A 12,748-nucleotide genomic window follows, 5' to 3' on the forward strand; every position below is an offset into this window, starting at 1 on the left:
CCCCACTTTGTTTCGGGATCGCGGTCGAAGGTGGCACCGGCGGTGTCGCCACGGGAGACCTGCGGCTTGCCGCCGGCCGCGCGCATCGAGACGCTGAGGGATTGCGGAGGGAAAAGACTGATGAACAAATTCATGCGCAACGGGTTGGCGATGGTGTCCGCGGCGATCATCGCCGGGTTCGCGTCGCAGGGCATGGCCCAATCGTCCGTCGTGTCCGGCGTGGCGGCCGACGGCACCGTGTGGTGCAACCCCGTCATCGGCTGGGGCAACACCCCCGTCATGGGGTCGGGCGGCCCGGCCGTCCACCAGGACAGCTATCACTGCCCGCCGACGGCGGCAGCGCCGACGCCTCCGCCGGCCGCGGCGGTCCAGCCGCAGTATCAGGTGTTCTTCGACTGGGATCGTTCGGAGATCACCCCGGCTGCCGACCGCATCATCGCCGACGTTGTGCAGGCCGTGGGCACCGGGCAGAACGCCCGCATCCACGTGATCGGCCACACCGACACCTCCGGGCCCGCCACCTATAACCAGGGTCTGTCGGAGCGCCGCGCCGCCGCCATCCGCCAGGCGCTGGTCGCCCGGGGCGTGCCGGCCACCAACATCACCACCGAGGGCGTGGGCGAGACGCAGCTTCTGGTCCAGACCGGGCCGAACGTGCGCGAGCCGTCCAACCGCCGCGGTCAGATCCTGCCGCGCGGCGCCAACATGCCGAGTTCGTGACCGGCGGCACCGTACCGGGCTCATGAAAACGGCCCCGGGGGAGCGATCCCCCGGGGCCGTTCTCTTTCATGGCCGGGCGTTCCCGGCCGGAGCCGGCATCAGGCGATGTGGACCTTGACGTAGGACCCCGGCGCGTCGTCCAGGGCCGGCAGCGGACCCTTGGCGGGGTCACGGGCCTCGACCTTGCCGTTGGCGTACTTGCCCACCCACTTGTTCCACTCCGGCCACCAGGAGCCGGGGGTCGGCTGGGCGTCCTTCAGCCAGTCGTCGGGCGCCTTGGGCAGCTTGGTGTTGGTCCAGTAGCAGTACTTCTCCGCCGCCGGCGGGTTGACGACGCCGGCGATGTGGCCGGAGGCCGCCAGCACGAACTTGACCGGCCCGGCGAAGGTCTGGGTGGCAGCGTAGGTGCTCTTCCACGGCGCGATGTGGTCTTCGCGGGTGGACAGGAAGAAGGACGGCGTCTTGATCTTCCGCAGGTCGATGGGCACGCCGCCCAGGGTCAGCGCCCCCGGCTGCACCAGCAGGTTCTTCTGGTACATGTTGCGCAGGTAATAGCTGTGCATCGCCGCGGGCATGCGCGTGGAATCGCCGTTCCAGTACAGCAGGTCGAAGGGGAACGGGTCCTTGCCCAGCAGGTAGTTGTTCACCACGAACGACCAGATCAGGTCGTTGGCGCGCAGCATGTTGAAGGTGGTGGCCATCTTCGCGCCGTCGAGATAGCCGCGCTCGTTCATCTGGCTCTCGATGAAGGAGAGCTGTTCCTCGTCGATGAACACCGACAGCTCACCGGCTTCGGCGAAGTCGGTCATGGTGGTGAAGAAGGTGGCCGACTTGATGCGGTCGTCGTTCTTCGCCGCCATGTAGGCCAGGGTGGCGGACAGCAGGGTACCGCCCAGGCAGTAGCCGATGGCGTTGACGTCCTCTTCGCCGGTCTGCTGCCGGATCGCGTCGAGGGCCGCCAGCGGGCCTTCGAACATGTAGTCCTCGAAGGTCTTGCGCGCCAGCTTCTCGTCCGGGTTCACCCACGACAGCACGAAGACGGTGTGGCCCTGGTCCACCGCCCACTTGATGTAGCTGTTCTTCTCGCGCAGATCGAGGATGTAGTACTTGTTGATCCACGGCGGCACGATCATCAGCGGCCGCTTGTTCACCTGTTCGGTGGTCGGCGTGTACTGGATGAGCTGCATGAGGTCGGTCTGGAAGACGACCTTGCCGGGGGTGACCGCGATGTTCTTGCCGACCTGGAAGGCGTTGTAATCGGTCATGGAGATGCGCAGCTCGCCCTTGCCGCGCTCCAGGTCCTTCAGCAGGTGCTCCAGCCCCTTCACCAGGTTCTCGCCGCCGGTCTCCACGGTGGTGCGCAGCACCTCCGGGTTGGTCATGACGAAGTTGGAGGGCGCCATGGCGTCGACGAACTGGCGGGTGTAGAAATCGACCTTGCGGGCGGTGTGGTCATCCAGGCCGTCCACCTCGCTGACGGTGGACTGCATCCAGCGGGCCGACAGCAGGTAGGACTGCTTGATGAAGTCGAACAGGGTGTTCTCGTCCCAGGCCGAATCCTTGAACCGGCGGTCATCCTTGGCGGGGGTGATGACGGGCGCCGCCTCCTGGCCCATCAGGCGCTGGGTGGTGCGCTGCCACAGGGTCAGATAGTCCTGCCACAGGGACATCTGGGCCTTCATCAGCTTGGCCGGGTCGGCCATCATGCGGGCCGTCATCTCCAGGAACGCGCTGCCGACGCCCATCGGATCGGGGTTCGCCTTGGCGGCGCCGTCGCCGGCCTGACGGGACAGGAAGTCGGTGACGAGACGCTGGCTCTGCTCGGCGATGCGGGTCATCGCGCGCGAGAGTTCCACGGGGTCCGGCAGCTTCACGTCAGGGGCCTGGTGTTCGGCCATGGGTGCGGTCCTTTTTTGACGAGTTTGGGCTTCAGGTCTGGGCTTCGTCAGGTTTATACAAACCCGGCCGGTTTTTGAACGGGCTTCGTGCGCCGGCGTGCGGACGCGGCGCGGGAATCCATACGGATCCCGCGTGAGGGTTCGGCAACGGTCCGGTTACGTTTTCATGTCGTCGCTCCGGCCACCGATGGCCACGCGCGCCAGCATTGCGGGGGTTGCATGAGACAAGGGTATGCCACGAAGGCCCTGGCCGCGGCCGTCACCGCCGCCCTGGCCGCCGCGCTCACCGCCGGGTGCAGCGACCGCACCCTCGACAGCGGTCTGATCGGCAGCCTGACCGGCCCGCAGCGCGAGATCCCCGACAGCCCGATCCGTCCCATGGCGGGCACGGAGACGGCTTATCCCAACCTCGCCACGGTGCCGCCGCGGCCCACCGACATCCCGACGGTCGGGGAGCGTCAAAGCGACATGGACGCCCTGGAGCGCGACCGCGCCGCCGCCCGCGCCGCGGCCGAGGCTTTGGAGCGCGACCTCGGCCCCCTGCGCGCCCCGCCCCGCCCCGACATCGTCCCCGGCCGGCCCGCGCAGAAAAACCCTTGATTTGTCCGCGCGGTGCGGCTAGTTCTCTCGCGTCCACGCGGTCCCCATCGTCTAGAGGCCTAGGACACCGCCCTTTCACGGCGGCGACAGGGGTTCGAATCCCCTTGGGGACGCCAACCACCCGCAAGTGGTTGATCCGGCGAAATTCCGCAAAAATCAGCTACTTGACACCCCCGGTGATACGAAGGGGTGATACAATCGTGGCTGCCATGTCGTACCTCCATAATCATCCGAAGTCGGGCGTTTGGTATTTCCGCCGGGCAATTCCCGCGGCAATCCGTCCGCACATCGGGTACGGGAAAGCCGGCAAGGTGCAGTGGCTGGAATCCCTTCAGACGAAGGATCTGGCCGCAGCGAAGAAGCGGGCCAAGGTCGTCGGACTCAGAACCAGTTCGTGGACGTCACGCGCTGACATCCCGGAGAATGAGCCTCTTGAGGCGCCGTGCGAGGATTGAGACGAAGGCGATTTCGACGAACGCGACGAGGTGCTCCTTCATCCGTTCGACGATGGTGTCCAATCGACGGTAGCGGCTGATCCAGCTGAAGGAACGCTCCACGACCCGGGCGATTTCGCTGGGGATGAACACCCCGTCGCGGCCGCGGGCGATCGGCTGGACCGTGATACCGAGCGACTCCCCGGCTTTGGCGAGGCGCTCGCCGCGATAGCCGAGATCGCCGATCGCCGGTCCTTGGAACCCGCGTCCGGCGAGCTGGCGCAGGACCGGGACGATGCCTTTGGTGTCATGCACGCTGGCCGGCGCAGCATCGATCGCCAGCGGGAGGCCGTACGTCTCGACCGCGATGATAACCTTCACGCCGCGGATCTTCTTGCCGCCGTCCACGCCCCGCGCGAAGCAACTCGGCTCCGCCGTGTCGCCGCAGGCCAAGCGCCACGTCCGGCGCAGTCGGTCGAGCAAGCGGCGCCAGAGCCCGAGCCGGGTCCAGCGGGCGAACAGCGCGTACAGCGTGCCGAAGGGAATGCCCGAGAGCTGGCCGATGGCGCACCATTGCATGCCGCAGAAGCACACACACCAGATGGCCATGATCGTCTTGCGCAGGGCGGCTCCGGTAATGGGCGCTCGGGGGCCGCGGCGGGTCGGCCGCGTACCGTCCGCCGCCATCGCCATCAGTTAGACCAGCACCTTCTCGACGAAGGCATCAATATCCGAGAACGCGTCCCGGGAGGCCGGAGTGGTGCTTGCGGGACGAACGGCGGTGCCCATAAACTGCGCATCCGTGCGGTCAGAACGAGGACAGCAGAGCTACCAGACCGATCCCCGCCGGAACACTCCGGCTCTCGCCAAAATTGCATCCCGGCCACCGCGAGCCGGCGCGCCCCTGCTACGAACAAGCTCTCAATCTTGCCCAACTCGCCGCAGTACTGCCGCGCCACCCCGACTGAATGCCCGCCCTTCCAGGGCATACCGGTCTCGTCGATGCTCCGGAAGCGCACCGGACCGCGCGCCTGCATCACCGGCAGGATCTGCCGGCGCATCGCCGCGGCAAGCTCATCCAAATAGGAATCGAAAGCCACTGCGTCGGCAGTCGGCGGAAGCGGTTTGGGCATCCCGACCAAATAGAGACAACACCGGGAGCGCACCCTGCCGATCGTCAGAAATTTCAGGGTGTAAAACCCCTCCGAATTCGTAGATCAGTAGGAGTAAGCCGTTGTATGCTGCCGCAGAGTGTGCGCAGTGCCGGTCTGCGGGACCGCCGGTCCCGCGTGCCCGGGTCGGTCACAGTGGTCTCAGCAAATGCCGAACGACGGGCGGCCGGTCGCCCAGATGGAAATCGTGGAGTGTTTCCTGATCCAGCTGATCGGCACGTGTCACCCGAGCGTGCTGGCGCTGATGCTCGACCCAGCTCTCGACGACGAAGCTTTCGACGACCCGGCCCGGCTCGGCAACATCCTCCCAGACGTCCCAGCGGATGGCGCCGTCACGCTGTCTCACGGAGCAGAACCTGCGCAGGGCTGACACGAATTCGGCAAGTCGCGCAGGCTCGACCCGATACTCGATCTCGATGAGAACCGGCCCCCGGTCGTCTGCCGGCTGGACGGATACCACCGGTTCCGCCCAGTGGTTCGAGGGCGCCAGATCGGTGGCCGAATCCCGCGGCAGGCGCCAGCGGAAGGCCAGGATCAGGGCCGCAGCCTGCCCGACGGCCGCCACCACCAGTGCCGCAGGAACGCTGGTGCCGGCGGCCAGCGAGCCCCACAGGATGCTCCCGCCGGTCATCGCTCCCTGAAACGCGAGCAGATAGACGGCGAGCGCGCGTGCCTTCACCCATCCCGGCGAGGCCATCTGCGCCGCTACGTTCAGCGACGTCAGCATCCCGATCCAGGCGAGGCCGGCGGCGAAGATGACCGAACCGGCGATCCAGGCATTGGCGGCCAGGGCGAGCGCCAATGTCGACAGAGCGAAGAGCAGCGTCGCCCCGACGGATATCGCGTTGGCGGGAATCGTCCTGCGCAGCCGCTTCAGCAGGATCGCGCCCACGACCGCTCCCCCGCCCATGCAGCCGAGAAGAGCGCCGTAGCCGGCGGCATCGAGCCGGAGCCCGTGCCGCGCGATGAGCGGCAGCATCGCCCAGAGTGCGCTGCCGAAAAGGAAAAAGCCGACCGCCCGGACCAGCACAAGGCGCATCGCCGGCGAATGGCGCGTGTAGCGGTAGCCCGCCTTCAGTGCGCCGAAGAAGTGCTCGGGCGGCAGGGTTCCAGCCGTCTGAGGGCGCTTCCAGGTGAACAGAACCACCAGAACGGCCACCACCGACAGCGCATTCAACGCAAACACGGCCGGGGTCCCGGCGAGAGCGACGATGACACCGCCGAGCGCCGGCCCGATCGCGCGCGAGATGTTGACGCCGAGACTGTTCAGCGCAATGGCGTCCGGCAATGCCTGTTTGTCCACCAGCTCCGGCACGATCGCCTGGAACACCGGGGCACTGAGTGCCGCCGCGATGCCGAGCACGAAGGTCCCGGCCAGCAGCACCTCGGGCGTCACCAGGTCCAGCAATGTCACGATCGCCAGGAGAGCCGCGGCGAGCAGGCCTAGCAGTTGGGCCGCCATCAGCATCTTGCGTCGGTCGACAATGTCGGCGAGTGCACCGGCTGGAAGCGCAAGGAGGAACATCGGCAGCGTCGTCGCCGTCTGGACCAGCGCGACGAGCAGCGGGCTCGGCGACAGCGAGGTCATGAGCCAACCGGCGCCGACGTCGTGCATCCAGGTGCCGACATTGGAAACGATCGTCGCGATCCAGAGCGCCCGAAAGACCGGGAAGCCGAGCGGTCCGGATGGGTCGGCTGCTTTCTCCGGCCGCGTCTCGCTCATGGCCGTTCCTTTCCTCTGCCGAAATCAGACCGCCCAGCAACTGCATCCGAGGGCACCCCAGAAGGTGCGGGCGTCCGAAGCCGGCACCTGGGCGCCGAGGGCTGCGGCATGGTCGTGCCCGTGCAGGATGCAGTTCCTGGCGCAACCGCAATTCATTGCCAGCTTGGCACGCGCTTCTTTCGTCTTGTGATAGCCGCCAACCGTCGCGACCGGCGACCAATCGGGCATCGGCGCGGGAAGGTCAGGTGCGAGGGGGGCATAGTCGCCGTCTCCATGCACGACCTCGCCGCCGAGAAGAGTGAGGACCGACCGCAGGTGCACGATGTCGCTTTCCGGCACCGCGAAATAGTCATCGGACAGCACGGCGAGATCGGCCAGTTGTCCCGCCTTGATCTGCCCCTTCTTGCCCTGCTCGTTCGAGAACCAGGTGTTCGCTTCGGTCCAGAGGCGCAGTGCCGTTTCGCGGTCGAGGCGATTGTGCTGCGGATAGAGGGCGAGGCCGCCGACGGTCCTTGAGGTCACCAGCCAGGAGAGCGACACCCAGGGATTGTAGCTGGCCACGCGGGTCGCATCGGTGCCAGCCCCCACCGGCACGCCGGCTTCCATCATCCGGCGGATCGGCGGTGTGCGCTCGGCGGCTTTCGCTCCATAGCGCTCCACGAAATACTCGCCCTGGAACGCCATCCGGTGCTGCACGGCTATGCCGCCGCCAAGTGCGGCGATCCGGTCGATGTTGCGGTCGCTGATCGTCTCGGCGTGATCGAAGAACCAGTTGATGCCCGCCAGCGGGACGTCGCGGTCGACCTTCTCGAAAACGTCGAGCGCGCGATCGATCGTTTCATCGTAGGTCGCGTGCAGCCGCCAGGGCCAGCGGTTTTCTGCCAGCAGGCGGACGACCGGCTCGAGATCGGCCTCCATGCTCGACGGCATGTCCGGCCGCTCGACCCGGAAATCCTCGAAATCGGCCGCGGAGTAGACCAGCATCTCGCCGGCGCCGTTGTGGCGATAGGTGTCGTCGCCCTGGCCGGGCGAGACCTGTTTCACCCAGGAGGAAAAGTCCGCGAGTTCCTCCTTGGGCTTCTGGGTAAAGAGGTTATAGCTGATGCGGACCGTCATCTGGCCGTCGGCATGCAGCTTCTCGATGATTTCGTAGTCGTCGGGATAGTTCTGGAAGCCGCCGCCGGCATCGACCACGCTGGTCACGCCGAGCGCATTTATCTCGCGCATGAAGTGGCGGGTTGAATTCATCTGGTACTCGGGCGGCAGCCTCGGCCCCTTGGCCAGGGTCGAGTAGAGAATCGTCGCGTTGGGCTGTGCCAGGAGCAGTCCGGTCGGATTGCCGCTGCCGTCCCTGACGATCTCGCCGCCGGGGGGGTCGGGGGTGTCCTTGGTGTAGCCGACCGCACGCAGGGCGGCGGCGTTGAGCAAGGCGCGATCGTAGAGGTGCAGGATGAAGACCGGTGTATCGGGCGCGGCCGCATTGAGTTCTTCCAGGGTCGGCAGGCGCTTCTCCGCGAACTGGTGCTCGGTGAAGCCGCCCACGACACGCAGCCACTGCGGCGCCGGCGTCCGCTCGACCTGGGCCCTCAGCATCGCCATCGCCTCGGAGAGGCTCGGCACGCCGTCCCATCGCAGCTCCAGATTGTAGTTCAGGCCGCCGCGGATGATGTGGATATGGCTGTCGATGAGCCCCGGAATGACGCACCGTCCCCTGGCGTCGATGATCGCTGCCTCCGGCGCGGCGGCACGGACCGCCGCCTCCTCGCCGACGAGCAGGAAGCGGCCGTCTCGGATGGCGATCGCGTCTGCGGCCGGGTTCTGCCGGTCGAGCGTCGTCACCTTGGCGTTTACGATGATCAGATCCTTGGCAGGCATGGCGTTCTCCTTCGCGCCGGATCTTTCGTCAGGGAGCAGAGCACCGCAGCGGCACCCGGGGTCTGCTCATTCGTGCGCAGAGCCGGCGGCTGGTCCGACGATACCGTCGGACCAGCCGTGCCGATCGAGCCGGTCAGGCCGCGGGCCGGGGCGCGGCGGTGGGGCCGTGCGGGACGCGCTCGGGAGCCTTGTGGACCATGGTATAGGCGTAATCGACGCCCATGCCGTAGGCTCCGGAATGCTCCTTCACGATCGCCATGACGGCCTCATAGGTGTCGCGTCGCGCCCAGTCGCGCTGCCATTCCAGAAGGACCTGCTGCCAGGTCACCGGGACGATCCCGACCTGAACCATGCGATCCATGGCGTAGTTGTGCGCGTCGAGCGAGGTTCCGCCCGAAGCGTCGGCCACCATGTAGATTTCGTAGTCGGTGTCGGCGAGGCAGGACAGCGCGAAGGTGCAGTTGCAGACCTCGGTCCAGAGGCCCGAGACGACGATCTTCTTGCGTCCCTCGGCGGCGTTGGCGGCCAATGCCTCACGCACCTTCAGATCATCCCAGGAGTTCATCGAGGTGCGCTCCAGGAGCGGAGCTTCGGGAAAGACCGCGAGCAACTCGGGATAGGTGTGGCCGGAAAAGCTCTCGGTCTCCACCGTCGTGATCGTGGTCGGGATGTCGAATGCCTTTGCCGCCTTGGCGAGACCGACGACGTTGTTCTTCAGCGCCTGCCGGTCGATCGACTGGACGCCGAAGGCCATCTGCGGCTGCTGGTCGATGAAGATGAGCTGACTGTTCTCGGGCGTCAGAACGTCGAGCTTCGCGGACATGGGAGCCCTCCTACTTTCGGGTAATGGGAAAATCGAGCGATGCGCATCAGGCCGCGTCGCTTTTCTTTGCCGCTTCGTCGGGCGAACGAACGGCGAAGGACTTTTCGTGCAGGCAGGCCTGGACGATGTTCGTGTGGCCCTTCAGCCACTGAACGGCGGCTTCACCGGCGAGCATGCCGAGCAGTCCGAGCAGAGCGATGATCGGAGGCGCCGGCGACCGCACGGAAACCAAGCCGTAGATCACGCCGATGCCGATGCCGACGAAAAGCGAGAGGAGATAGGGCTGGAGTTGAGACATGGCTTTCTCTCCAACGCGACTGATGAATATTCCCAATCTCCACAGCCCCGATATCGCGGAACCGGGACCGGCTCCGCAGCCGCCGGGTCGCGGCTCCTCGGGGCTCGGGCGCCGATGCCGTTGTTCATTCGATCCGCCCCTTCCCGTCGCCGATGGCCGAGCGGATGCAGGCGAGAAGCTCGTCGGGATCGAGCGGCTTCGCCAGGTAGCATCGGATACCGGACTTCAGGGCACGATCCCGGGCCGCTTCCCGGGCATAGGCGGTGATGAGAACCGTCGGGATCGGGGTGCCAGACGCCATCAGATGGCTGTAGAGCTCGGGCCCGGTCACCCCCGGCATCCGCACGTCTGCAATCAGGCAGGCCGTCCGCGACCGTTGATCGGATGCGAGGAAATCGGCGGCGCTCCCGAACTCGGCGGCAAGGAAGCCGAGCGACCTGACGAGGCCCGCGACCGCCTCACGGGCCGATTCGTCATCGTCGACAACGGCGATCAGAGAGTCGTCGGACATCACCATGCTTTCCCCTGCCCCGGCCGGCGGCTTCCGCCGGGCCTGACGCCGTGTCATGCGCGCAACAGCCGGGTGCGCCACGGGAAAGATGGAAAAATCAGGTGGGTGGGAGCAATTATACTCTGGTTTCGGCCACCTAGGGCTTTGTGGTGCCGGCAGCCAGCCTGTCGACGATACGCACCAGGTCCGGCAGGGAATTCGCCTGCATCTTGCGCATGACCTGGGCGCGATGGATCTTGACCGTGATCTCGCTGAGATCGAGTTCCGCCGCAATCTGCTTGTTCAGCCGGCCCGCGGCAACGGGCGCCATGATCTGGCGTTCGCGCGGCGTGAGGGATTCGAAGCGTTGCCGCAGTTCGGCGAGCATCGTCGCTTCCGCTCTGTGCGCGCGGTCGATCTCGATGCCCCTATGAACGGCATCGAGCAGATCCTGATCGCGAAACGGCTTCACGAGAAACTCGATAGCGCCTGCCTTCATCGCGGTCACGGACATCGGGACATCGCCATGTCCGGTGATGAAGACTATGGGAAGCCGGTTGTTCGACCTGGCCAGCTGCTGTTGAAACTCCAACCCGCTCCTGCCCGGCAATCGGACGTCGAGCACCAGGCAGCCCGGCACGTCCGGTTGCTCGCCGAGGGAGAACTCGTGAGTCGTTGCGAAGGCCCGGGTCGAGTGCCCCACGGAGCGCAGGAGGCTCTCGATGGACGCGCGCATCGAAGGGTCATCGTCGACAATGAAAACGATGGATTGGTCGGTGCTCATCGTACCGTAGCCCCGGCGGTGGAGGGGGGATCGTCGGCACTCGGCAGCGTGAAATGAAAGATCGCGCCATGCGGCTCGTTGTCGGTCACCCACAGCCGCCCGCCGTGGGCTTCGATGACCGATTGGCAGAACATGAGGCCCATGCCCATCCCGTCGGATCTCGTCGTAAAGAAGGGCTCGAAGATCCTATCCCTGTATTTGGGATCCAGCCCGGTGCCCGAATCTTCCACCGAAACCAGAATGGCATCCGAATTCCGGCGTGCGGACCTGATGCAGATGACACGCTTTCGGCCGGCGACAGCCGTCATGGCGTCGATGGCGTTCGCGACCAGGTTCGAGATGACCTGCTGAAGCTGGACGGGACTCCCCATCACCGGCGGCAGATCCGCGTCGAGTTCGGCCTGAACAGATATCCGGCCGAGCCGCGCCTCGTCCCGGCAGCGCCGGAGGGTCTCCTCGATGAGCCGGTTCATGTTCACCGAAACCCGTTCCTGTGCACCCTTCTTGAACATCGTCGTTATGCCCTCGATCACCTTGGCGGCGCGATGGCCATCATCGACGATGCGCTTCAGCGCAGCGCGCGCCTCGTCGACATTGGGGCTCTGCCTGCCGAGCCAGCGCAAGCCGGCATCGGCATTCGTCACCATACTCGCCAAAGGCTGGTTGACCTCGTGAGCGATCGAGGCCGACAATGCCTCCATCGCCGTAAGCCGGGCCTCGCGGGCGCGGCGCTCCGCTGAAACCGAGCGGACGAGCCGTGCATAGAGTGTCGTCTTCTCCGACAGAAGGACCAGCAGGACCAGGCTCGCAGAGAGCAGGCCGTAGAGCCGTCCTGCCCACCAGCCGAGGCTGAGGCGAAGACCGGCGCTGAGATAGGAGAGAATGACAATCTCGATGAGCAGCGTGCACAGCACAACCATCAGCCAGAGGTTGAGAACCGAGCGCGGCCGGATCCAGAGAACGCAGAGGCCGACCAGGTAGAGACAGACCGCCGTAGCTGGAACGTACTGCCAGGGGGCTGCAACGTTCCTGGTGTCTTTCATGAATCCGGGCAAGGCGTCGTCGCTGGTGACGATGAGCCAGGTCGAGCCGCACGCGATTGCCACGACTCCGGCGACGCCGGCAAGAATGACGCTCCGTGCCGAGCCGTGCGAAACCCGGGCCGAGGAGCCGGAATCCTCGAGCAGCGCATAGGCGAGCACAAAGATCGGAAAGCCGAGGCGCCGCAGGGTGGCAATCGCCGCGGTGCTCTGCAGCCCGGCATCCGGCAGGCCGAGCGATTCGAACACCCCGGGGAATGTGAGCGCCCACGGAATGACCATCACCCCTGAAAAGAGATAGCCGATTGACAGGGCGAACACCGCGCGCGAGCGCTGAACCGAAAACAGTGCCAGCAGCAAGGAAGCGGTGATCACCTCGTTGACAAATACCGCGGCGGCATAGGCCGGCAGCAGGGCCTCGGTATTCTCCAGCGGGATGCGCGCGAAGGGCGCCGTGACAACCAGCGCGCCGACCAGCACCACCAGCACGCAGACCGCGAGTCGCCGCTGGCTCCGGCCGGGCGACGACGTCGTGAGCAGGAACGGAGGGTTCTCCCCCGCGTGAGGCCGGGACTGTCCGAAATCCCGTGCGCGGGCGGGCTGATCGATCATAATCAGGCCCTTGCTTTCGCGGAGCGGTCGCCGAAGAGAACGGCGAACCGGGCCTTGGCCATGCACCATTCACGCGCTGGCATGGTCCACTCTTTCCCGGCCTGATTCAAGATCGAAAACGCAGCTTCACGGCGACCTTACCGGTCGGGAAACGGCCTCGGGCGCCCCCGCCCGCCGCAGCTTGGAGTTGAGCGCCTCGACGGCATCGGTGGCGTACAGGATGTGCCGGACCCGGGCCGGAAAGGAAAGGCGTAGACCGGCACCGCCCCGGTCCGGGCC

The 12,748-nt window shown here is 66.2% G+C and carries 12 protein-coding genes, 1 tRNA gene and 2 pseudogenes; 4 read left to right on the forward strand and 11 right to left on the reverse strand.

The features are described from left to right. Nucleotides 1-120: 120 nt before the first annotated feature. Nucleotides 121-720 (forward strand): OmpA family protein, encoded by a 600-nt coding sequence (locus G472_RS0121060; RefSeq protein ID WP_029009956.1) that lies wholly within the window; start codon nucleotides 121-123, stop codon nucleotides 718-720. A 98-nt stretch (nucleotides 721-818) separates the two neighbouring features. On the opposite strand, the gene G472_RS0121065 is transcribed toward G472_RS0121060, so the two are convergent. Continuing rightward, the gene (locus G472_RS0121065; RefSeq protein WP_029009957.1) at nucleotides 819-2,618 is read right to left on the reverse strand and encodes a PHA/PHB synthase family protein; all 1,800 of its coding nucleotides are present in this window, start codon (nucleotides 2,616-2,618) and stop codon (nucleotides 819-821) included. Between the two features lie 219 nt (nucleotides 2,619-2,837). Here G472_RS0121065 and G472_RS0121070 point away from each other — a divergent pair, with 219 nt between their 5' ends. The 3 genes from G472_RS0121070 (at nucleotide 2,838) to G472_RS40810 (ending at nucleotide 3,673) form a co-directional block, all read left to right on the forward strand. Then, complete coding sequence (locus tag G472_RS0121070; RefSeq protein WP_029009958.1) at nucleotides 2,838-3,218, forward strand: hypothetical protein; 381 nt, start codon at nucleotides 2,838-2,840, stop codon at nucleotides 3,216-3,218. A 40-nt stretch (nucleotides 3,219-3,258) separates the two neighbouring features. Continuing rightward, a tRNA-Glu gene (locus G472_RS0121075) sits at nucleotides 3,259-3,334 on the forward strand. A gap of 93 nt (nucleotides 3,335-3,427) precedes the next feature. Next, entirely contained in the window at nucleotides 3,428-3,673 is a 246-nt protein-coding gene (locus G472_RS40810; RefSeq protein WP_425387995.1) for a DUF6538 domain-containing protein, read from the forward strand. On the opposite strand, the gene G472_RS0121080 is transcribed toward G472_RS40810, so the two are convergent. The 10 genes and pseudogenes from G472_RS0121080 to G472_RS40325 form a co-directional block, all read right to left on the reverse strand. After that, a complete protein-coding gene (locus G472_RS0121080; protein ID WP_029009959.1) occupies nucleotides 3,620-4,345 on the reverse strand; it encodes a transposase in 726 nt (241 codons plus the stop codon). The genes G472_RS40810 and G472_RS0121080 overlap by 54 nt on opposite strands. A gap of 194 nt (nucleotides 4,346-4,539) precedes the next feature. Beyond that, a pseudogene (locus G472_RS40320) lies at nucleotides 4,540-4,785 on the reverse strand (transposase); the annotation flags it as partial. A gap of 169 nt (nucleotides 4,786-4,954) precedes the next feature. Beyond that, complete coding sequence (locus G472_RS0121090) at nucleotides 4,955-6,547, reverse strand: MFS transporter (RefSeq protein WP_029009960.1); 1,593 nt, start codon at nucleotides 6,545-6,547, stop codon at nucleotides 4,955-4,957. Nucleotides 6,548-6,571: 24 nt separating this feature from the next. Continuing rightward, nucleotides 6,572-8,422 (reverse strand): amidohydrolase, encoded by a 1,851-nt coding sequence (locus tag G472_RS0121095; protein WP_029009961.1) that lies wholly within the window; start codon nucleotides 8,420-8,422, stop codon nucleotides 6,572-6,574. A 133-nt stretch (nucleotides 8,423-8,555) separates the two neighbouring features. Continuing rightward, complete coding sequence (locus tag G472_RS0121100) at nucleotides 8,556-9,245, reverse strand: hydrolase (protein WP_029009962.1); 690 nt, start codon at nucleotides 9,243-9,245, stop codon at nucleotides 8,556-8,558. Nucleotides 9,246-9,291: 46 nt separating this feature from the next. Next, complete coding sequence (locus G472_RS0121105) at nucleotides 9,292-9,543, reverse strand: DUF1427 family protein (RefSeq protein WP_029009963.1); 252 nt, start codon at nucleotides 9,541-9,543, stop codon at nucleotides 9,292-9,294. 124 nt (nucleotides 9,544-9,667) lie between these two features. Next, nucleotides 9,668-10,054, reverse strand: coding sequence for a response regulator transcription factor (locus G472_RS0121110; protein ID WP_029009964.1), 387 nt, complete (start codon nucleotides 10,052-10,054; stop codon nucleotides 9,668-9,670). A 136-nt stretch (nucleotides 10,055-10,190) separates the two neighbouring features. Next, a complete protein-coding gene (locus G472_RS0121115) occupies nucleotides 10,191-10,817 on the reverse strand; it encodes a response regulator transcription factor (RefSeq protein WP_029009965.1) in 627 nt (208 codons plus the stop codon). Next, entirely contained in the window at nucleotides 10,814-12,469 is a 1,656-nt protein-coding gene (locus tag G472_RS0121120) for an ATP-binding protein (protein ID WP_084536815.1), read from the reverse strand. Before G472_RS0121120 ends, G472_RS0121115 begins: the two co-directional genes overlap by 4 nt. A gap of 2 nt (nucleotides 12,470-12,471) precedes the next feature. After that, nucleotides 12,472-12,715, reverse strand: a pseudogene (locus G472_RS40325) (transposase); the annotation flags it as partial. Nucleotides 12,716-12,748: the final 33 nt, after the last annotated feature.

The organism is Azospirillum halopraeferens DSM 3675 (assembly GCF_000429625.1).
Lineage (GTDB): Bacteria > Pseudomonadota > Alphaproteobacteria > Azospirillales > Azospirillaceae > Azospirillum > Azospirillum halopraeferens.